Raw genomic sequence first — 18,439 nt, 5'->3', positions numbered from 1 at the left:
TGCAAATGAGTTGGTCAAGTCGGCAGCGCGGCCGCCGTGGTGGGCGCCGCCCCGGGCGGAGGTCGTCCTGATGAGTGCGGAAGTTCGCGAAGTGCGGGTGCAGGGGGAGCGGGTCGCGTCCCATCCCGACCTGCCGCCGGAGGCCGTACGCGGCGCCGTGCGCCGGATCACCGTCGTCGGCGAGGAGGTGCTGCGCCGCACCTGCGAGGACGTGACGCGGTTCGGTACGCCGGAGCTGGCCCGGCTCGTGGACGACCTGTTCGCCACCAACGCCGCAGCCGAGGGCGCGGCCATCGCCGCCAACCAGGTCGGCGTCCCGCTGCGGCTCTTCGTGTGGGACATGGCCGACGAGTGGGGAGTGCGGCACGTCGGCCACATCGCCAACCCGGTGCTCGACGACCTCCCGGCCGAGCGCCGCCGCCTCGCGGAGGAGCCCGAGGGCTGCCTGTCGGTGCCGGGCCCCTACCGGCTGCTGGCCAGGCCCGACCTCGCCGTCGTCCGCGGCCAGGACATGCACGGCAGGCCGCTGGTGATCGAAGGCCGCGGCTACTTCGCCCGCTGCCTCCAGCACGAGACCGACCATCTCTACGGCCGCCTGTACGTCGACCGGCTGTCCGCCCGCGAACGCCGGTCCGCGCTGCGGGAGATGGCGGCCGCCCAGCCCGATGTCCTGGCCCGCCGTGCCGCCCGTGCGGCGGCCCTGGGCAAGTCAACCGACCAGCGCCCAGACGAGCTTCCCCACGCCCTCGCGTGAACTGACCCCCCACCGGCGCCCGGTGAGCGCGTCCACGAGGGCGAGCCCGCGGCCGCCCTCGTCGTCGTCCGCGGCGCGCCGCATCTGCGGCAACCCGTCGTTTGCGTCGTGCACCTCGATGCGGACGCCTTCGGGCATCCGCTCGTAGCGCGTCTCGACCAGGCGCCCCGCCGGCGTGCGGGCGTGCCGGACGGCGTTCCCCAGCAGCTCGCTGAGGACCAGCTCCGCCGGTTCGGCGAGGTGGTCGAGCCCCCACGCGCTGAGCGTGCCCCGCAGCTCGCGCCGCGCCCGCCCGACGGACCGCCCACTGAGCGGCCACCGGGCCACCACCGGCTCGGGGCCGGTCTCGACGGGGACAGTGACGGTGACCTGACGGTCGGTCGTGAACGGTTCCATGGCTGAGCCTCCGCGCGTACTAACGGCACTCTGTGTGCCGAACTACGCACACAGTGGCGTGGCCGGGGATAGCCTTGACAGGAGGCCGAGCCCTCCAACGTGCCTGTCAACGAGGGGAGATGTCCGGTGACGGACCCGTCGCGCAGTAACAGTTCCGACCCGAGGGTCATGTACGGAGAGGAGCTGAGAGTCCGCCGCGAGGCAGCAGGGCTCACCCAGCTCGCACTCGGTGAGGCGGTGATCCTGTCGCCGTCGATGATCGCCCACATCGAGGCCGGCCGCCGCAAACCGCGACGCGACGACGCGAAGCGCCTGGACAGGACCCTCGGGACGGACGGCTTCTTCACGCGCTTCCTGCCCACCCTTGAAGGCAGGCGGTATGCCGAGCACTTCACGGAGGCGGCCGACGCCGAGACGCGAGCCATCGCGATCTACGAGTACGCGGTCTCGCTGGTTCCCGGGCTGCTCCAGATCGGTGGCTACGCCCGCGCGCTGTTCGAGGCGCAGCATGCGAACTACGTGCGGGAGGAGGTTGACAAGCTGGTCGTCAACCGGCTCGTGCGCGCCAGAATCCTCAGCGCTTCCAACGGCCCGGCGGTGTGGGTGATCCTCAGCGAGACCGTTCTGCGCTTGGTTGTTGGCGGCCCGGCCGTCATGGCAGAGCAACTCCGGCATATCTTCGAACTGGGGCGCTCAGGGCGGGTGCTGGTACAGGTCGTGCCACACTCGGCGGGTGCTCACGCCACGATGATGAGCATGATGTCGCTGATGTGCTTCGAGGACGAGCCCGACGCCGCTTACGTCGAGGGCCTGTACACCGGCGCGTTCATCGATGACCCGGCTAGGGTGCGTGCGTACCGGGACGCCTACGATCTTGCCAAGGCCGCGGGGCTCTCGCCCGAGGCGTCCCTCGGCGTGATCGAATCGGTGGCTAAGGAGTACGACCGCCATGACCTCTCGGTACATCCCTGATGCGTCCGCGTTGACGACGTGGCGCAAGTCGAGTTTCAGCGGTGGGGACAACGGCAGTTGCGTCGAGGTCGCGGACGGTGTCCCGGGTGTGATGCCGGTGCGTGACAGCAAGGACCCCCAGGGCCCGGCCCTGGTCTTCCCGGCCGCAGCCTGGACCGCGTTCCTCGCCGACGTGAAGGCGGGCCGCTTCGGGCGCTGAGGACGGGGCCGGCTCAGCGGCGGGGCGGGACGCGCCAGGTACGGACCGTCATGCCGTCCGCGGCGGCGACCCTCGTGCCGTCCCCGCTGTACGCCACCGCGTGGTGGCCGGCAGCCGCGTGATCAGCGGTGCAAGCCGGCCCGCGCGGCGCGGCGGCACGGGCTCGTCGACCACCGACTCGGGGTCCGCGGGGTCGAAGGGCGGCCTGCCCTCCAGCGCCTGGTAGAGCGTCACGACCAGCGAGAAGAGGTCGCCCGCGCCGCCCGCTTCGACCCCGCCGATCCGCTCCGGCACGACGAAGCCGGGCGCCCCGGCGAGCACGTCGTGCACGTCGCGCAGGCCGCGAGCCCGGCCGCGGTGGCGCCGGTCGCCAACTTCGCCGTACGACCGGCGGACTTCCCCTTCCTCGACGCGGTCCGCGGCCATGACGACGCGGTGCTCCGCGCCAGGGGCGCCGCCGACCCGGACGGATTCCCCCAGGCCGAGGGCGATGTCAGTGGCCGGTCGTAGGGTCGGCAGGACCAGGAACCGTACGCGCACGGAGGCACTGAGCATGACCACGTTGGAGAATCGACCGAACACCGCCCTGCTCGTGATCGACGTGCAGAACGGCGTCGTGGACCAGGCACACGACCGGGACGCCGTCGTGGCGAACATCGGCACGCTCGTGGACAGGGCACGGACCGGGGGCGCGCCCGTCGTGTGGGTCCAGCACAACAGCGACGAGCTGGTCACCGGCACGGACAGCTGGCGATATGTGCCCGAGCTGGTGCGGGAGGAGACGGAGGCGCTGGTGCAGAAGGCCTACGGCGACTCCTTCGAGGCGACCGAGCTGGAGTCCGTCCTCGCCGGACACGGCGTCGGCCGGCTGCTCGTCGCGGGCGCCCAGACCGACGCGTGCATCCGGTCGACGCTGCACGGCGCCCTCACCCGCGGCTACGACGTGACGCTGGTCGAGGACGCCCACACGACCGAGGACCTGACCCCCTACGGCGCCCCGCCGCCGGCCCAGGTCATCTCGCACACCAACCTCTACTGGCGCTTCCAGTCCGCCCCCGGTCGCACCGCCGGCACGGTCAGCACCGCCGACGTGGACTTCGGCGCGGCGGAGAAGCCGGAGGACTGAGTGGGGGAGCGGGTCAGCGGGCGGCGGCGATGACCTGTACGACGCGCTTCATCGTGGCGTCGTGCTCCGCCGTCGCCGCCCGGAAGTCGGCGGGGTGGGCGGCGATCCACTGCCGCTGGTAGGTGACCTCCGACGCCAGCCAGGTGTCGGTCAGGTGCGTCTGCTGCTTGCAGGCGACGTCCGCGCGGGCGGCGGCGGCCTCGGCCGGGGAGACGGTCCGGGACTCGATGTCGAAGCCCGGGTCGTCCAGCGGGCTCGCGTAGCGGCGGCCTTTCGCCAGCAGGCAGGCGGACCAGGCGCGCAGCGCCGAGGTGACCTTCGGGTCGTGCTCCGACCGGTCGAAGGACGCGCTGCGCAGGCCTGTGATGGTGGCCGGGTCGCCGATCGTACCGTCCCTGTTGGTGAAGGCGCCGTTGCCCTGCCCGGCGCAGCCGCCGGCGGGTATCGGCCGGCCGGCGGGCGTGCGGGAGACGACCGTGCCGGCGGGGTCGTTGCCGGTCAGGACGACGTCCTCGGCCGCACTGCGGTCGCCGAGGCCGTGCCGGTCGCTGCCGGCGGCCTTCTCGACGCCTGTCACCGTGGAGACCAGATGGTAGCCATAGGCGGCGGCGACGGCCGGGTCGGTCACGTTGTAGCGGCGCTTGTTGCCGTAGAGCCCGAAGTCCATCAGGTCCCTGCGCGCCACCAGCGCGTTCTCCGCCTTGTCGGCGGTGAAGTCGTAGGCGTAACCGAACTGTCGCAGGCACTCGCCAGTCGTCACGCTGCGGGCCAGCGCGAGTTGGTCGCGCTCGGCGACCGTGTAGGCGTACGCGTCGACGGGCAGTGCCAACTGGTCGTGTGCCGGGCCGCCGTGCAGAGTGGCGAAGTCCGCCGCCGTGCGGCCCGCGCCTGCGGTGGGGCCCGGACCCGATCCGGACCCGCAGCCTGCTGCCGCGCCGAGCAGCACCGCGACCACCGCCAGCCCGGCCGTCCGGTGCGTCCATGGGGACCAGCGGTGCCGCATGCGCATGCCTCCGTGCAGATGGTGCTGTATGGGCGTGTGGTGCCCGACACTTCGCCGGGCACCACATCCAGGGATCGGTCCGTCCGACGGGTGGGTCAGCTCACCGAGAGTGAAGCGGCGTGCTTGCTCGTGTAGTTGAGGATGCCGACGCTGGCGTTGGCGATGGCGTCCGAGTTGCCGGTGTAGGTCGCCCCGGACCAGACGGTGCAGCTCACCGCGTCGTTGGTGCACGAGATGGCCTGCGCCCAGTTCTGCACGTTGGTGTTCTGGTTGGTGCCGGTGCCCTGTGCGAAGTAGTAGTTCGCCAGAGACTTCTGCGCCGAGTTGGTGTGCCAGTACGCGTAGCCGGTGCCGGTGCTGGGGCCGGCGAAGAGGCACACCTTCCAGGTGGTCGCCGAACACCGCGGGTCGGTGCCCTTGGAACCGATTTGATCGTGGCTGGCCATCGGCCGGACGAGGTGGGGTACGGGGGCCGCCTGGGCCGGCGCGGTGATCGCGACGGGGGCCATCACCGCGGCCGCACCCACCAGGACGCTTGCCATACGACGATTCAACATGGGGTGGTTCTCCGTCCGTACAGATCCTATGCAGCTCAAAATGGATTCATCGCAGTGCCGATGCACAGAAATGTCGGCCAACTCGCGTTGTCCCACGTAAGACGTCTTCTCTTCGGCTCTTTCAGGCATCCGGAACTGCGACGTGGAGATCATGGCCACTGTCCGCTTCAAAATGGAACCAGTAGGAAGTGGTGACGCAGATCACAGCCTGATGAGGCCGGGAAGGAAGCGCGAAACCTTTTCGGCAAACGGAACGGCCCGCCCGGAGGGTGCGGTCCGCATGTGTCTGAGAGCGCTCTCGGAAACGGAACCCGCCGGGCGGTGCCGGGCTACGCGCGTCCATGGCGGGAAGGCGCCGGCGTCGACGGGGTGTGACAAGCGTCACAGCCTGGGGCGGGCTCCCGGTGCCGGGCGGGCAGCCTCGTAGGCGGTGCGGGCCGTGCGGGTGGCCGGGCGGGTGGAGATCTCGGCGACCGGGACGTCCCACCAGGCTTCGGCGGGAGGCGCCGGACGGGTCGGGGCCGTTTCGACGTAGACCGCGGTCGGGCGGGGTGAGGTGCGAGCGGCGGCCAGTGCCGTACGCAGTTCCGGGGCGCTGCCCGGGGTGAAGACCTCAAGGCCGAGGCTGGCCGCGTTCGCCGCCAGGTCGACCGGGAGCGGCGCTCCCGTGAAGTCGCCGCCCGCGCCCGGGAATCGGTAGGCCGTCGCGAAGCCCTCCGCGCCGACCTGCGCCGACAGGCCGCCGATCGAGGCGTAGCCGTGGTTCTGGACGATCACCAGGTTGACCGGGATGCCCTCCTGCACGGCGGTGACGATCTCGGTCGGCAGCATCAGGTACGTACCGTCGCCGACCAGCGCGAAGACCTCGCGGTCGGGGGCGGCGAGCCGCACGCCGATGGCGGCGGGGATCTCGTAACCCATGCAGGAGTATCCGTACTCGACGTGATATTGCTCCGGGTCCCGGGACCGCCACAGCTTGTGCAGGTCACCCGGCATCGACCCGGCCGCGTTGATCAGCACGTCGCGGTCGCCGAGCACCGCGTCCAGCGCGCCGATCACCTCGCCCTGCGAGGGCGGCCACGGCCCGTCGTCGCCCCCGCCGAAGACCGCGTCCGTACGCGCCCGCCACTCGTCCACGCCGTAAGTCCGCTCCGGCGCGCGGAAGTCCGCCAACTCGGCTTCCAGGGCGCTCAGTCCGGCGCGCGCGTCGCCCACCAGTGCCAGGCCCGCCATCTTGTGGCCGTCGAAGGAGGCCGCGTTGAGGTTGACGAAGCGCGCGTCCGGTGCGAAGAGCGAGCCGGAAGCCGTCGTGAAGTCCGTCCAGCGGGTGCCGACGCCGAGCACCACGTCGGCCTCCCGCGCGGCCGCGTCCGCCGGCGCCGTACCGGTGTGGCCGATCGCGCCCAGCGCCTGCGGGTGGTCCCAGCGCAGCGACCCCTTCCCGGCCTGCGTCTCCGCCACCGGAATGCCGCTCGCGGCCGCGAACCGGGCGAGTGCGGGGGCCGCTTCGGAATGGCGCACCCCGCCGCCCGCCACGATCAGCGGGCGCCGGGCCGACCGCAGCAGCGCCGCGCCCTCGGCCAGCGCCGCCGCGTCCGGCAGCGGCCGCCGCACGTGCCAGACCCGCTCGCGGAACAGCTCGTCGGGCCAGTCGTGGCCTTCGGCCTGCACGTCCTGCGGCAGCGCCAGCGTGACCGCACCGGTGTCCACCGGGTCGGTCAGCACCCGCATCGCCTGGAGCAGCGAGGCCGGCAGCATCTCGGGCCGCCAGATCCGGTCGAAGTAGCGGGACACCGGACGCAGCGCGTCGTTGACCGACACGTCGTAGGCCCACGGCACTTCGAGCTGCTGGAGCACCGGGTCGGCGGGCCTGGTCGCGAAGACGTCGCCGGGCAGCAGCAGCACCGGCACCCGGTTGACGGTGGCCAGGGCCGCGCCGGTGACCAGGTTCGTCGCGCCGGGGCCGATCGAGGTGGTGCAGGCAAGCGTGGACAGGCGGTGCTTCATACGGGCGTAGCCGACCGCGGCGTGCACCATGGCCTGCTCGTTGCGGCCCTGGTGGAAGGGCATCGCCTCCGGGCCCGCCTCCAGCAGCGCCTGGCCGACGCCGGCGACGTTGCCGTGGCCGAAGATGCCCCACATCCCGGCGACCGTGCGGTGCCGCACCCCGTCCCGCTCGGTGAACTGCACCGACAGGAAGCGCACCAGTGCCTGCGCGACGGTGAGCCTCATGAGCCGTCCTCCCGTGCCGGGGCCTCGTACAACGGCAGCCGAGGGTCGGGGCATTGGCCCTCCCAGCCGGCCCGCACCCAGGCGTGCGCCGGGTCGTCGGTGATCAGCCAGGACCGCGAAGGGCCCGGCCCCGCCATGACGTTGAGGTAGTACATGTCGTAGCCGGGCACGGCCATGCTCGGTCCGTGCCAGCCGTCCGGGATCAGCACGGCGTCGCCCGAGCGGACCTCGGCCAGCACGTCCGTGGAGCCATGCGGGGAGGGGTAGACCCGCTGGTAGCCCAACGCGGCCGGACCGCCGGCCAGTTCGTAGTAGTAGACCTCTTCGAGCTGCGACTCGTGCGGTCCCGCCTCGTCGTGCTTGTGCGGCGGGAAGGACGACCAGTTGCCGCCGGGCGTCAGCACCTCCACCGCGATCAGCCGGTCGCACGCGAAGACCCCGGCCGCGGCGAAGTTGTTCACCTGGCGGCTCGCGCCGCCCGCGCCGCGCAGTTCCACCGGCACGCCGGACGCCGGGCCGTAGCGCGCGGGCAGCCGGCGCGAGCAGCGGGCGCCGGCCAGTGCGAAGCGGCCGCCGGCCGCCGAGGCGACCACCGCCTGCGCGTCACGCGGCAGATACCCGAAGTCCGTCACCCCGGAGAAGACGTCGGCGCGGCCGTGCAGGGCGAAGGCCTCGCCGTCGACCAGCACCGTGCACGCCCCGGCCAGCGGCAGCACGATCCACTCGCTGTCCCCGGTCCCGAACTCCCGCTGCCCGCCCGGCTCCAGGGTCAGCACCCGCAGCGCCGAATACGTCCAGCCGGCCGACGCCGGGTCGATCCACAGGTCGTAGCCGTCCCGGGCGCCGCGGCCCGCGGGAAGGTGCGTCATACGAGGTCAACTCCCGGGTGCGGGTCGGAGGTTCCGTCCGACGGGTCCGCGTCCGGCCCCGGGGCGCGGTCCTCCGCGAGCCGTGGGGCCGCGCCCGTACCGCCGCCCGGGGCGCTCCGCTCGTGCAGCATCGCGTCGATCTCCGCCCTGGTGGGCATCGCGTCGGCGCACGCCAGCCGGGAGGCGACGATCGCGCCCGCCGCGTTGGCCGCCCGCAGCACCTCGGGCAGCGGGTCGCCCGCGATCAGGCCCGCGCACAGGGCGCCGCCGAAGGCGTCGCCGGCGCCCAGGCCGTTGACGACCTTCACCGGCATCGGCGGCGCCACGTAACTCTCCCCGGCCGTACGGACCAGGGCGCCCGCCGGGCCCTGCTTGACCACCGCCGTACGCACCCCCCGCCGCAGCAGCAGCCCGGCCGCCGTCTCGGGGTCCGCGCTGCCCACCGCGACCTCGACCTCGGCCCGGTTGCCGACCGCGAGCGTCGCGTAGGCCAGCGCGCGGGCGTACAGCGCCGGGGCCTCGGCGGGGTCCGCCCAGAAACCGGGCCGCCAGTCCAGGTCGAACCAGACCTCGCCGCCGGCCCGCGCCTCCAGCGCGGCGAAGACCGTGGAGCGGGTCGGCTCCACGGCCAGCGCGGAACCGGTGATCCACAGGGCGCGGGCGGTGCGGACCGCCGCCGGCAGGTGGTCGGGGGTCAGGCACTCGTCGGGCGCGACGGGGCGGCGGTAGAAGTGGATCGGGAAGTCGTCGGGCGGGAACAACTCGCAGAAGACCACCGGGGTCTGGGTGCCCGGCACGGTCGCGAGCAGGCGCGTGTCCACGCCGAAGGCGGTGAGGGCGGTGCGCACGAAGTCGCCGAAGGGGTCGGGGCCGACGGCGCTGAGCACCGCCGTGCTCAGGCCGAGGCGGGCAGCCGCCACCGCGACGTTTCCGGCGGTGCCGCCGAGGTATTTCGCGAAGCTGCGGACTTCGGCGAGGCCGATGCCGCTCTGCTCGGGGTAGAGGTCGACGCCGACCCGGCCGAGCGTGACGACGTCGTACGGGGCGCCCGCGGGTTCTTCCCCGCCCGCCCGCCCTTGTGTCCTCAATCGCCGGACGGGCTGCGATTGCTCGGGTCGCGCGTTCACCTGCCCGGGTGCCCTCAATCGCCGGACGGGCTGAATCGGCTCGGGCGGTTGGGATTGCCGGACGGGCTTGATTGGCTCGGGGGGCCTCATTGGTCGGGGGTCCAGGACTCTAGCCAGGTCAGGGAGGTGCGGACGTCGGTCAGGGGGCCCGTGGACGGTGGGGGGGCGGTGGGGAGGACGGTGTCCTGTTCCATCACGTACCAGCCGGGGTAACCCGCCGACTCCAGGGCCGTGAGCAGGGACGGGAGGTCGAGGTCGCCGGCGCCGAGGGGGCGGTAGAGGCCTGCCGCGACCGCGGCCGTGTAGGTCGTGCGGCCGGTGCGGACCGCCGTCGCGGTGGCGGCGTGGACGTCCTTGAGGTGGACGTGGGCGACGCGGGAGGCGGCGCGCCGGGCGAGGGCCACCGGGTCGGTGCCGCCGATCAGCAGGTGCCCGGTGTCCAGGCACAGGCCGATACCGCTGCCGTCGAGCACCCGGTCGACCTCGGCAGGCCCCTCGACGACCGTGCCGACGTGCGGGTGCAGGGCCGCGGTGACGCCCAGCGACGCCGCCAGCGCGGCGATCTTGTCCAGCCGGTCCAGCAGCAGGCGCCAGCCCGCCGCGTCGACGGCGGGACGCTCGTCGTAGCCGTCGAGTCCGGTCGCCGCGGCCAGGACGAGGGTGCGGGCGCCCGCCGTGGTGAAGCGGTCGAGCGCGGCCCGTACGTCGGGCAGCGGGTCGTGTCCGGGGTCGTGCAGCACCGCGGGCACGAAGCCGCCCACCGCGGTCACGCCGTACGCGGCGAGCAGCGGCCCCGGCAGGAAGCCGTCGGGGCCGAACTCGCTCGCGGTGATGCCGAGCCCGGTCATCTCGTCGAGCACCCGATCGGGCGTCAACTGGTGCCCCCAGCCGGGAACTTCGCATACGCCCCAGGAGATCGGCGCCGCCGCGATCCGGTCCCGCCTCACGCCACCACTCCCTTCCGCGCGCCGCCGTGGCAGGCCCGCGCGGCCGCCTCGACCTCGGCGACCGGCACCGGGCGCCGCTCGCGCCGGGAGATCTCGCAGGCCTCCGCGACCAGCAGGGCCCGCAGCGCGTCCCGACCCTCGCAGGGATTGGCCTCGACCCCGCGCGCGACGCGCAGGAAGGTGTCCATTTCGGCCCGGTAGGCCGAGCCGAACCGGTCGAGGAAGCCCGACCAGGGCGTACGCGGCGGGGCGGCGCCCGGCTCCACCGAGGTCAGCGGCGTCCGGGGGGCGACGCCGACCGCGATCTGGTCGTCGGTGCCCGCCAGCTCCATCCGCACGTCGTACCCGGCCGCGTTGTACCGCGTCGCCGTCGCGGTGGCCAGCACCCCGCCCTCCAGGGTGAGAAGTACCGCCGCGGTGTCCGCGTCGCCCGCCGCCCGGAAGAAGTCGGCGCCGACGTTCGCGCCCGCCGCGTACACCTCCGTCACCGCCCGGCCGGTGACCCAGCGCAGGATGTCGAAGTCGTGGATCAGGCAGTCCCGGTAGAGCCCGCCGGACAGCGGGACGTACGCGGCCGGCGGCGGCGCCGGGTCGGAGCTGACGGTGCGCACGGTGTGCAGCCGGCCGAGCCGCCCGGCGGCGACCGCCTGCCGGGCGGCGGCGTAACCGGGGTCGAAGCGGCGCTGGAAGCCGATCTGCAGCACCGCGTCCCGGCCCTCCGCCGCGTCCAGCGCGGCGATCGTGCCCGCGAGGTCCACGGCGATCGGCTTCTCGCAGAAGGCCGGCACCCCGGCCTGGGCCGCCCTGGCGATCAGGCCCGCGTGCGCGGCCGTCGCCGAGGCGATGACCAGCGCGTCGGGACGGGCCGCGAAGACCTGCTCGACCGGCATGGCCCGGCCCCCGTGCCCGGCCGCGACCTGCCGCGAGCGGGCCGGGTCCGCGTCCGCGACCAGCAGCTCGCCGACGTCGGGGTGCTCCCGCAGCGTCCCGGCGTGGAAGGTGCCGATCCGTCCCGCGCCGATGAGTCCGATCCGCATACCTGCTCCTGCCCCTTCGGAAGAGGAGTCGTGACGGCTGTCCGCGCCGTCCCAACCTCCCGCGTCACCCGCACCCGTGTCAACGCAATGTCCGGACATAAGGACTTCCCGTCATGATGCCGTCCCGCTACGCTCCCAGCGTGCCCAAGCACGAGCCCGCACAGCTGCGGCTCGCCGTGGACCGGGCGAGCCCCGTACCGCTGTACTTCCAGCTGGCCCGGCAGCTGGAGACGGCCATCGAGGACGGTGCGCTCACTCCTGGCAGCCTGCTCGGCAACGAGATCGAGCTGGCCGCCCGGCTCGGCCTGTCCCGCCCCACCGTCCGGCAGGCGATCAGGCTGCTGGTCGACAAGGGCCTGCTGGTGCGCCGCCGGGGCGTCGGCACCCAGGTCGTGCACACCGGGGTCGCCCGGCCGATGGCGCTGAGCAGCCTCTACGAGGACCTCGCCGCCGCCGGCCTGCACCCCACCACCCGGGTGCTGCACAACACCCGCGGCCCCGCCCCCGCCGAGGTCACCGCCGCGCTCGGGCTGCCGGAGTCCTGCCAGGTCACCGTGGTGCACCGGCTGCGGCTGACCCGCGGCGAACCGATGGCGTATCTGTGCAACTACCTGCCCAGCGACCTGCTCGACCTGCCCACCGGCGAGCTGGAGAGCAGCGGCCTGTACGCGCTGATGCGCCGGCACGGCATCACCCTGCACAGCGCCCAGCAGAGCGTCGGCGCAAGGTCGGGCACCGCCGAGGAGTGCGGGCTGCTCGGCGAACCCGCCGGGGCGGCGCTGCTCACCATGCGGCGGGTCAGCTACGACGACCGCGGCCGGCCGGTCGAATACGGCACCCATGTCTACCGGGCCTCCCGCTACACCTTCGAATTCCGGCTGCTGGTCCGCGGCTGAGCCGCATACCGCAGGCCGCGAGCCCGCCGGAGCCCCCCGGCGGCAGGGTTGCCGTAGCCCTTGACGGATACTTGCCCCGCCGGGATGGTCGTCGCTCGAAGCTTTTCGCAGCACTTCCCTCACGGCTGCACCACGAACGGAACGGAAAGGCAGGGCCCGGTGGCGATGGCAAGGGCGGGAACGAAGGCGCTGGGCGCACTCCTGGCGGTGGTGCTCGGCGCGGCCGGCCTCGCCGGGTGCAGCAGCACCGGCGGCAAGCGCGCGGAGGACCGGGCCAAGAAGCTCGCGGCGAACGGCTCGGCCGTGAACACACCGCACTGGACCTTCGCCATGGTCACCCACTCGGGAGCCGGCGACACCTTCTGGGACATCGTCCAGAACGGTGCCGAGCAGGCCGCGGCGAAGGACAACATCAAGTTCGTCTACTCCAGCAGCGACCAGGGCGACCAGCAGGCGCAGCTCGTCCAGGCCGCCATCGACAGCCATGTCGACGGCCTGGTCGTCACCCTCGCCAAGCCCGACGCGATGAAGGCGGTCGTCGCCAAGGCCGTCGCCGCCGGCATACCGGTGATCACCATCAACTCCGGCGCCGCCCAGTCCAAGGAGTTCGGCGCGCTCACCCACATCGGCCAGGACGAGACCGTCGCCGGCAACGCGGTTGGTGACGAGCTGAACACCCGCGGCAGGCACCACGCCCTGTGCGTCCTGCACGAGCAGGGCAACGTCGGCCTCGAACAGCGCTGCGCCGGCGCGAAGGAGAAATTCCACGGCCGGATGGACAACCTCTACGTCAACGGCACCAACATGCCCGACGTGCTGTCCGCGATCCAGGCCAAGCTCCAGTCCGACAAGTCGATCGACTCCGTGGTCACCCTCGGCGCGCCCTTCGCCGACACCGCGGCCAAGGCCAAGCAGCAGTCGGGCTCCAGCGCCGAGATCGACACGTTCGACCTCAACCCGCAGGTCGCGACGTCGCTGAAGAACGGCACCATCGGCTTCGCCGTCGACCAGCAGCCCTACCTCCAGGGCTACGAGGCGGTGGACCTGCTGTGGCTCGACCGCTACAACAAGGACACCCTCGGCGGCGGCCAGGCCGTGCTCACCGGCCCGCAGATCGTCACCAAGGACGACGCCGACGCGCTGCTGTCGTACGCCAAGCGGGGTACCCGATGAGCGACCTCGCGGCCGTGGCGGACGAGCGGCTGGCGCCGCGGTCCACGGCGCGGCGGCTGCTCGGGCGGCCGGAGCTGGGGGCGGTCGTCGGGGCCGTGGCGGTCTTCGTCTTCTTCGCCTTCGCCGCCGACCCCTTCCTGCAGTGGTCCAGCTTCGGCACCGTCCTGTACGCCTCGTCCACCATCGGGATCATGGCGGTGCCGGTGGCGCTGCTGATGATCGGCGGCGAGTTCGACCTGTCGGCCGGCGTGATGGTGACCAGCTCCGCGCTGGTCTCCTCGATGTTCAGCTTCCAGATGACCGCGAACGTCTGGGTCGGCGTCGGCGTCTCGCTGCTGGTGACGCTGGCGCTCGGCGCCTTCAACGGGATCATGCTGGTGCGCACCAAGCTGCCCAGCTTCATCATCACGCTGGGCACCTTCCTGATGCTCACCGGCCTGAACCTGGGCCTGACCAAGCTGATCAGCGGCACGGTGGCGACCAAGTCGATCGGCGACATGGAGGGCTTCCCCGCCGCCCACGACCTCTTCGCCTCGCACTGGACCGTCGGCTCGGTCGACCTCCAGGTGACGATCGCGTGGTGGCTCGGCCTGGTCGCCGTCGCCACCTGGGTGCTGCTGCGCACCCGGGCGGGCAACTGGATCTTCGCGGCCGGCGGCAACGCCGGCGCGGCCCGCGCGGTCGGCGTCCCGGTGGCCCGCACCAAGGTCGGGCTCTACATGGCGGTGGCCTTCTGCGCCTGGATCTCCGGCCAGCACCTGCTGTTCTCCTTCGACGTGGTCCAGTCGGGGGAGGGCGTCGGCAACGAGTTCCTCTACATCATCGCTGCCGTGATCGGCGGCTGCCTGATGACCGGCGGCTACGGCAGCGCCGTCGGGTCCGCGGTCGGCGCGTTCATCTTCGGCATGACCAGCAAGGGCATCGTCTACGCCCAGTGGAATCCGGACTGGTTCAAGTTCTTCCTCGGGGCGATGCTGCTGCTCGCCACCCTGCTCAACGCCTGGGTACGCAAGCGGGCGGAGGCCACCGCATGACGACCACGACCGACACGGCAGCCGCCCCGCTGGTGGCGCTGACCGACGTCTCCAAGTCCTACGGGAACGTCCGCGCCCTGCGGGACGTCTCACTGGAAGTGCACGCCGGAGAGATCACCTGTGTCCTGGGCGACAACGGCGCGGGGAAATCCACCCTCATCAAGATCATCTCCGGGCTGCACCCCCACGACTCCGGGAGCTACGCGGTCGCCGGCGAGCAGGTCAGGCACGCGTCACCGCGCGACGCCCTCGACCGCGGCATCGCCACCGTCTACCAGGACCTGGCCGTGGTCCCGCTGATGCCCGTATGGCGGAATTTCTTCCTCGGGTCCGAGCCCACCAAGGGGCGCGGCCCGCTGCGTCGCCTCGACGTCGCCACCATGCGCGGCACCACCCGTGCCGCGCTGCTGCGCATGGGCATCGACCTGCGCGACGTCGACCAGCCGATCGGCACCCTGTCCGGCGGAGAGCGGCAGTGCGTGGCCATCGCCAGGGCCGTCCACTTCGGCGCCAGGGTGCTGGTCCTGGACGAGCCCACCGCCGCGCTCGGCGTCAAGCAGTCGGGAATGGTGCTGAAATACGTGGCAGCGGCCCGCGACGCCGGACTCGGCGTGGTGCTGATCACCCACAACCCGCACCACGCCTTCCTGGTCGGCGACCGCTTCGTCCTGCTCAAGCGGGGCACCATGTCAGGCAGCCACTTCAAGGAGGACATTACGCTTGACGAGCTGACCCGGGAGATGGCCGGGGGCAGCGAGCTGGACGAGCTGACGCACGAACTGAGCCGCGCACCGGCGGCCGGGGCGCCGGCGGCCGGAGATACCCCGGCCGCGGACCTCCCGGCCCAGGACCCGCCGGCCGCCACCGACCCGGAGACCCGCGCTTGAGTGCCAATCGTGAACGTGTGTACCGCGGCAGCGCCGCCAGAGCGACGGTGTGGCGCAACGTCAGCGGCGCCGAGCGCCGGGAGAGACGCAGCCATCTGACGGCGCCCCGGGTGCCGACCGTCGGCATCGACATCGGCGGCACCAAGGTCATGGCCGGGGTGGTGGACGCCGACGGGGCCATCCTCGAAACGCTGCGCACCGAGACGCCCGACAAGTCCAAGAGCCCCAAGGTCGTCGAGGACACCATCGTCGAGCTGGTGCTCGACCTGTCGGAGCGGCACGACGTGCACGCGGTCGGCATCGGCGCGGCCGGCTGGGTGGACGCCGACCGCTCCCGCATCCTCTTCGCCCCGCACCTGTCCTGGCGCGACGAACCGCTGCGCGAACGGCTCGCGGAGCGGCTGCTGGTCCCGGTCATGGTCGACAACGACGCCAACACCGCCGCCTGGGCCGAATGGCGCTTCGGCGCCGGCCGCGGCGAGGACGACCTGGTGATGATCACGCTGGGCACCGGCATCGGCGGCGCCATCCTGGAGGACGGCCAGGTCAAGCGGGGCCGCTACGGGGTCGCCGGAGAGTTCGGCCACATGCAGGTGGTGCCCGGCGGTCACCGCTGCGCCTGCGGCAACCGCGGCTGCTGGGAGCAGTACAGCTCCGGCAACGCCCTGGTCAGGGAGGCCCGCGAGCTGGCCGCCGCCGAATCGCCGGTCGCGTACGGCATCATCGACCGGGTCGGCGGCCACATCGGCGACATCACCGGGCCGCTGATCACCGAACTGGCCAGGGCCGGCGACCCGATGTGCGTGGAGCTCTTCCAGGACATCGGCCAGTGGCTCGGCGTCGGCATCGCCAACCTGGCCGCCGCCCTCGACCCGTCGTGCTTCGTCATCGGCGGCGGCGTCAGCGCGGCGGACGACCTGCTGATCGCCCCTGCGAGGGACGCCTTCCGGCGCACGCTGACCGGCCGCGGCTACCGCCCCGAGGCCAGGATCGCCAAGGCGGAACTGGGCCCGGAGGCCGGCATGGTCGGCGCCGCCGACCTGGCCAGGCTGGTCGCCCGCCGCTTCCGCCGCGCCAACCGCCGCCGGGTCGAGCGCTACGAGCGCTACGGCAGGATCTACGGCCGCCAGGAGGCCGACTCGTGACGACGACCCCCGAGCGGGAGGCCGTATCGCACTATGCCGGCGAGGACACCGCCGCCGAGCCGGCGCCGGGCGGCCTCGACGGCGAGGGGCCCGGGGACTCCGGCCCCGGCGGCGGGCGGGGCGGCGACGGCGACCCCGCACTGCCGGTGCCGCGCGACCTGCCCCGCTGGGTGCGCTGGGCGATCGTGCCGCTGCTGGTGCTCGTCCCGCTCGGCTATGTGATCATCTCCGCCGCGCAGAGCCGCGACAGCGGCCAGGACGTCCAGAAGCAGGCCGCCGCGCGGCATCTGACCTGGGTCGTGCCCAGCGAGCTGCAGCGCCGCATCTACCAGGTGCCGATCCCCGACGGCACCGTCCACGACGGCTACCTGGAGACCAACTCCTGGGACACCAGCGAGTTCTACTGCCAGTTCACCACCAGCGCGGGCGGCCTGGACACCTTCCTCGCCCAACTCGGCACCAGCAGGGCCGCGCTGCACGACGGCAAGGTCGCGATCAGCCCGAAGCAGTCGGCACAGGTCGGCTGGAACTTCGACATCCCCCACCACCAGTGGGCCGGGATGTCCTCCCACCAGGCCGGGGACAAGCCCGACCACGACATCACCGTCGACCTCACGCACGCCGACACGCCCGTGGTCTATGTGGTCTCCACTGTCAACTTCCAGCACGGCTTCGGGGGCGGGTGACCCGGGTGGCCTCAGGAGTCGGTAGCGTGAAGCGATGAGCGAGCTGACGACCGACGCGCCCTTCGGCGCCGCAGCCGACTACGCGGCCGGCCCCCGGGACGACCGCATGGCCGACTACGACGACATGGACGACATGTACGCGGGAGCGCCTCCGCTGCAGTACCGCTTCGACGGACCGGACGGCGCGCCCGTGCTCGTGCTGGGCCCCGCCCTCGGCGCGACCTGGCACATGTGGGACCGGCAGCTGCCGATGCTCGCCACGAACTGGCGGGTGCTGCGCTACGAGCTGCCAGGACACGGCGGCGCCCCCGCCGAGCCCGCGTCCTCCGTCGACGACCTGGCACGGCGGCTGCTCGCCGTCCTGGACGACGAGGGCATCGACACCTTCGGCTACGCCGGCTGCGCGCTCGGCGCGGCCATCGGCGCCCGGCTGGCGCTGCTGCGGCCCGACCGGGTCGCCGCGCTCGCCCTGGTGTCGGCCGCCGCCCGCTTCGGCTCCGCCGACACCTGGCGGCAGCGCGGTGTCGTGGTCCGCGCCAACGGCCTGGACCGGACCGCGCAGTCCGGCCCCAAGCGCTGGTTCACCGACGCCTTCCTGGCCACCCAGCCGGCGATCACCGAGTGGGCCGTGCAGATGGTCGCCAGCACCGACCCGGCCTGCTACGTGGCCGCCTGCGAGGCGCTCGCGGCCTTCGACATCCGCGACTCGCTCGGCAGCATAGGCGTGCCCACCCTCGTGGTGGCCGGCGCCGACGACACCGAGACACCGCCGGCCGACGCCCGGCTGCTGGTCGCCGGCATCCCCGACTCGCGGCTCGCGGTGGTCCCCGCCACGGGCCACCTCGCGCCCGTCGAGGAGCCGGTCGCGGTCGGCGAGCTGCTCGCCACCCACTTCGGCACCGCCTGGCAGGACCACGGCCCCGCCGCGATGCCGCTGCCCCCGCCGCCGGTCCCGCCCGTCCCGCCGGCCCGTATCCCGGCGTCCGCGACGCCCGACCGGCTCGCCGAGGGCTCCCGCATCCGCAGCGAGGTCATCGGCGACAGCGCCGGCACCGACCGGCCGCTGACCACGGGCGACGGCTTCGGCAGCGGCTTCGACGCCTTCGCCACCCGCTACTCGTGGGGCGAGATATGGGCGCGGCCCGGCCTGGACCGGCGCACCCGCGCCTGCGTCACGCTCACCGCGCTGACCGCGACCGGCCAGCTCGCCGAGCTGGCCGACCACGTCAGGGGCGCGCTGCGGATCGGCCTGAGTCCGGCCGAGATCGAGGAGGTGCTGCTGCACACCGCGGTCTACTGCGGGCTGCCGGCCGCACGGGCCGCGCTGGCCGCGGCACGCACCGTGGTCGAGGAGGAGACCAACGGGCATCCGTAGCAGGATGGAATAGGGCACCGCCGT

General features: G+C 73.0%; 21 protein-coding genes. 12 read left to right on the top strand and 9 right to left on the bottom strand.

Translation table 11 applies throughout. From position 1 onward, the window contains the following. The first annotated feature begins 70 nt into the window (after positions 1-70). On the top strand, positions 71-754 hold the full coding sequence (gene def / locus BUE44_RS19455; RefSeq protein WP_073500174.1) for a peptide deformylase: 684 nt from the start codon (positions 71-73) through the stop codon (positions 752-754). Here the strand turns inward: def and BUE44_RS19450 are convergent. After that, on the bottom strand, positions 710-1,150 hold the full coding sequence (locus tag BUE44_RS19450; protein ID WP_079189881.1) for an ATP-binding protein: 441 nt from the start codon (positions 1,148-1,150) through the stop codon (positions 710-712). The two genes, def and BUE44_RS19450, sit on opposite strands and share 45 nt — an antisense overlap. Before the next feature lie 168 nt (positions 1,151-1,318). On the opposite strand from BUE44_RS19450, the gene BUE44_RS19445 reads away from it, so the two are divergent. Both BUE44_RS19445 and BUE44_RS19440 read left to right on the top strand, forming a co-directional pair. Further along, positions 1,319-2,122, top strand: coding sequence for a helix-turn-helix domain-containing protein (locus tag BUE44_RS19445; RefSeq protein ID WP_200804461.1), 804 nt, complete (start codon positions 1,319-1,321; stop codon positions 2,120-2,122). Next, on the top strand, positions 2,100-2,321 hold the full coding sequence (locus tag BUE44_RS19440; protein ID WP_073500170.1) for a DUF397 domain-containing protein: 222 nt from the start codon (positions 2,100-2,102) through the stop codon (positions 2,319-2,321). Before BUE44_RS19445 ends, BUE44_RS19440 begins: the two co-directional genes overlap by 23 nt. A gap of 48 nt (positions 2,322-2,369) precedes the next feature. Here the strand turns inward: BUE44_RS19440 and BUE44_RS19435 are convergent, their stop codons facing one another. Next, positions 2,370-2,651, bottom strand: a complete 282-nt coding sequence (locus tag BUE44_RS19435; protein ID WP_073500168.1) for a protein kinase family protein — start codon at positions 2,649-2,651, stop codon at positions 2,370-2,372. Here BUE44_RS19435 and BUE44_RS19430 point away from each other — a divergent pair. Together BUE44_RS19430 and BUE44_RS19425 are read left to right on the top strand one after the other, a co-directional pair. Further along, positions 2,646-2,831, top strand: a complete 186-nt coding sequence (locus tag BUE44_RS19430; protein WP_073500166.1) for a hypothetical protein — start codon at positions 2,646-2,648, stop codon at positions 2,829-2,831. The genes BUE44_RS19435 and BUE44_RS19430 overlap by 6 nt on opposite strands. A 43-nt stretch (positions 2,832-2,874) precedes the next feature. Next, entirely contained in the window at positions 2,875-3,447 is a 573-nt protein-coding gene (locus tag BUE44_RS19425; RefSeq protein ID WP_073500164.1) for a cysteine hydrolase family protein, read from the top strand. Positions 3,448-3,460: 13 nt separating this feature from the next. Here the strand turns inward: BUE44_RS19425 and BUE44_RS19420 are convergent, their stop codons facing one another. The 7 genes from BUE44_RS19420 to BUE44_RS19390 all read right to left on the bottom strand — a co-directional run bounded on the left by BUE44_RS19420 (position 3,461) and on the right by BUE44_RS19390 (position 11,219). Beyond that, entirely contained in the window at positions 3,461-4,456 is a 996-nt protein-coding gene (locus tag BUE44_RS19420; RefSeq protein WP_235002270.1) for a hypothetical protein, read from the bottom strand. Positions 4,457-4,545: 89 nt separating this feature from the next. Next, positions 4,546-4,992 carry a hypothetical protein gene (locus BUE44_RS19415; RefSeq protein ID WP_073500160.1) on the bottom strand — a complete coding sequence of 149 codons (447 nt, stop codon included), beginning with the start codon at positions 4,990-4,992 and terminating at the stop codon, positions 4,546-4,548. A 396-nt stretch (positions 4,993-5,388) separates the two neighbouring features. Further along, positions 5,389-7,239, bottom strand: coding sequence for a 3D-(3,5/4)-trihydroxycyclohexane-1,2-dione acylhydrolase (decyclizing) (gene iolD / locus BUE44_RS19410; protein WP_073500158.1), 1,851 nt, complete (start codon positions 7,237-7,239; stop codon positions 5,389-5,391). After that, positions 7,236-8,108, bottom strand: coding sequence for a 5-deoxy-glucuronate isomerase (gene iolB / locus BUE44_RS19405; protein ID WP_073500156.1), 873 nt, complete (start codon positions 8,106-8,108; stop codon positions 7,236-7,238). The genes iolD and iolB overlap by 4 nt, the downstream gene beginning before the upstream one ends. Continuing rightward, a complete protein-coding gene (iolC, locus tag BUE44_RS19400; protein ID WP_073500154.1) occupies positions 8,105-9,196 on the bottom strand; it encodes a 5-dehydro-2-deoxygluconokinase in 1,092 nt (363 codons plus the stop codon). The genes iolB and iolC overlap by 4 nt, the downstream gene beginning before the upstream one ends. Before the next feature lie 125 nt (positions 9,197-9,321). Next, positions 9,322-10,182, bottom strand: coding sequence for a TIM barrel protein (locus BUE44_RS19395; RefSeq protein WP_073500151.1), 861 nt, complete (start codon positions 10,180-10,182; stop codon positions 9,322-9,324). Next, on the bottom strand, positions 10,179-11,219 hold the full coding sequence (locus tag BUE44_RS19390) for a Gfo/Idh/MocA family protein (RefSeq protein WP_073500149.1): 1,041 nt from the start codon (positions 11,217-11,219) through the stop codon (positions 10,179-10,181). Before BUE44_RS19390 ends, BUE44_RS19395 begins: the two co-directional genes overlap by 4 nt. Before the next feature lie 116 nt (positions 11,220-11,335). Here BUE44_RS19390 and BUE44_RS19385 point away from each other — a divergent pair, with 116 nt between their 5' ends. The 7 genes from BUE44_RS19385 to pcaDC all read left to right on the top strand — a co-directional run bounded on the left by BUE44_RS19385 (position 11,336) and on the right by pcaDC (position 18,415). Next, on the top strand, positions 11,336-12,115 hold the full coding sequence (locus BUE44_RS19385; RefSeq protein ID WP_073500303.1) for a GntR family transcriptional regulator: 780 nt from the start codon (positions 11,336-11,338) through the stop codon (positions 12,113-12,115). A gap of 165 nt (positions 12,116-12,280) precedes the next feature. Continuing rightward, positions 12,281-13,288, top strand: a complete 1,008-nt coding sequence (locus tag BUE44_RS19380) for a sugar ABC transporter substrate-binding protein (RefSeq protein ID WP_200804464.1) — start codon at positions 12,281-12,283, stop codon at positions 13,286-13,288. After that, on the top strand, positions 13,285-14,322 hold the full coding sequence (locus BUE44_RS19375; protein WP_073500144.1) for an ABC transporter permease: 1,038 nt from the start codon (positions 13,285-13,287) through the stop codon (positions 14,320-14,322). Before BUE44_RS19380 ends, BUE44_RS19375 begins: the two co-directional genes overlap by 4 nt. Next, on the top strand, positions 14,319-15,209 hold the full coding sequence (locus BUE44_RS19370) for an ATP-binding cassette domain-containing protein (protein WP_079189878.1): 891 nt from the start codon (positions 14,319-14,321) through the stop codon (positions 15,207-15,209). The genes BUE44_RS19375 and BUE44_RS19370 overlap by 4 nt, the downstream gene beginning before the upstream one ends. Further along, positions 15,206-16,354, top strand: coding sequence for an ROK family glucokinase (locus BUE44_RS19365; protein WP_073500141.1), 1,149 nt, complete (start codon positions 15,206-15,208; stop codon positions 16,352-16,354). Before BUE44_RS19370 ends, BUE44_RS19365 begins: the two co-directional genes overlap by 4 nt. Next, on the top strand, positions 16,351-17,040 hold the full coding sequence (locus tag BUE44_RS19360; RefSeq protein WP_235002268.1) for a hypothetical protein: 690 nt from the start codon (positions 16,351-16,353) through the stop codon (positions 17,038-17,040). The genes BUE44_RS19365 and BUE44_RS19360 overlap by 4 nt, the downstream gene beginning before the upstream one ends. A gap of 133 nt (positions 17,041-17,173) precedes the next feature. Next, positions 17,174-18,415 (top strand): bifunctional 3-oxoadipate enol-lactonase/4-carboxymuconolactone decarboxylase PcaDC, encoded by a 1,242-nt coding sequence (pcaDC, locus tag BUE44_RS19355; protein ID WP_107415780.1) that lies wholly within the window; start codon positions 17,174-17,176, stop codon positions 18,413-18,415. Positions 18,416-18,439: the final 24 nt, after the last annotated feature.

It is taken from the genome of Actinacidiphila paucisporea (assembly GCF_900142575.1).
Classification (GTDB): Bacteria; Actinomycetota; Actinomycetes; order Streptomycetales; family Streptomycetaceae; genus Actinacidiphila; species Actinacidiphila paucisporea.
The sequence above is the reverse complement of the archived record's forward strand: the minus strand, read 5'-3'. Positions and strand labels throughout refer to the sequence as shown.

What these genes read in the sequence shown, in the direction of transcription:
- def (WP_073500174.1), top strand. Translation starts at nt 71, where the DNA reads ATGAGTGCGGAAGTTCGCGAAGTGCGGGTGCAGGGGGAGCGGGTCGCG.
- BUE44_RS19450 (WP_079189881.1), bottom strand. Translation starts at nt 1,150, where the DNA reads ATGGAACCGTTCACGACCGACCGTCAGGTCACCGTCACTGTCCCCGTC.
- BUE44_RS19445 (WP_200804461.1), top strand. Translation starts at nt 1,319, where the DNA reads ATGTACGGAGAGGAGCTGAGAGTCCGCCGCGAGGCAGCAGGGCTCACC.
- BUE44_RS19440 (WP_073500170.1), top strand. Translation starts at nt 2,100, where the DNA reads ATGACCTCTCGGTACATCCCTGATGCGTCCGCGTTGACGACGTGGCGC.
- BUE44_RS19425 (WP_073500164.1), top strand. Translation starts at nt 2,875, where the DNA reads ATGACCACGTTGGAGAATCGACCGAACACCGCCCTGCTCGTGATCGAC.
- BUE44_RS19420 (WP_235002270.1), bottom strand. Translation starts at nt 4,456, where the DNA reads ATGCGCATGCGGCACCGCTGGTCCCCATGGACGCACCGGACGGCCGGG.
- BUE44_RS19415 (WP_073500160.1), bottom strand. Translation starts at nt 4,992, where the DNA reads ATGGCAAGCGTCCTGGTGGGTGCGGCCGCGGTGATGGCCCCCGTCGCG.
- iolD (WP_073500158.1), bottom strand. Translation starts at nt 7,239, where the DNA reads ATGAGGCTCACCGTCGCGCAGGCACTGGTGCGCTTCCTGTCGGTGCAG.
- iolB (WP_073500156.1), bottom strand. Translation starts at nt 8,108, where the DNA reads ATGACGCACCTTCCCGCGGGCCGCGGCGCCCGGGACGGCTACGACCTG.
- BUE44_RS19390 (WP_073500149.1), bottom strand. Translation starts at nt 11,219, where the DNA reads ATGCGGATCGGACTCATCGGCGCGGGACGGATCGGCACCTTCCACGCC.
- BUE44_RS19385 (WP_073500303.1), top strand. Translation starts at nt 11,336, where the DNA reads ATGCCGTCCCGCTACGCTCCCAGCGTGCCCAAGCACGAGCCCGCACAG.
- BUE44_RS19380 (WP_200804464.1), top strand. Translation starts at nt 12,281, where the DNA reads ATGGCAAGGGCGGGAACGAAGGCGCTGGGCGCACTCCTGGCGGTGGTG.
- BUE44_RS19375 (WP_073500144.1), top strand. Translation starts at nt 13,285, where the DNA reads ATGAGCGACCTCGCGGCCGTGGCGGACGAGCGGCTGGCGCCGCGGTCC.
- BUE44_RS19370 (WP_079189878.1), top strand. Translation starts at nt 14,319, where the DNA reads ATGACGACCACGACCGACACGGCAGCCGCCCCGCTGGTGGCGCTGACC.
- pcaDC (WP_107415780.1), top strand. Translation starts at nt 17,174, where the DNA reads ATGTACGCGGGAGCGCCTCCGCTGCAGTACCGCTTCGACGGACCGGAC.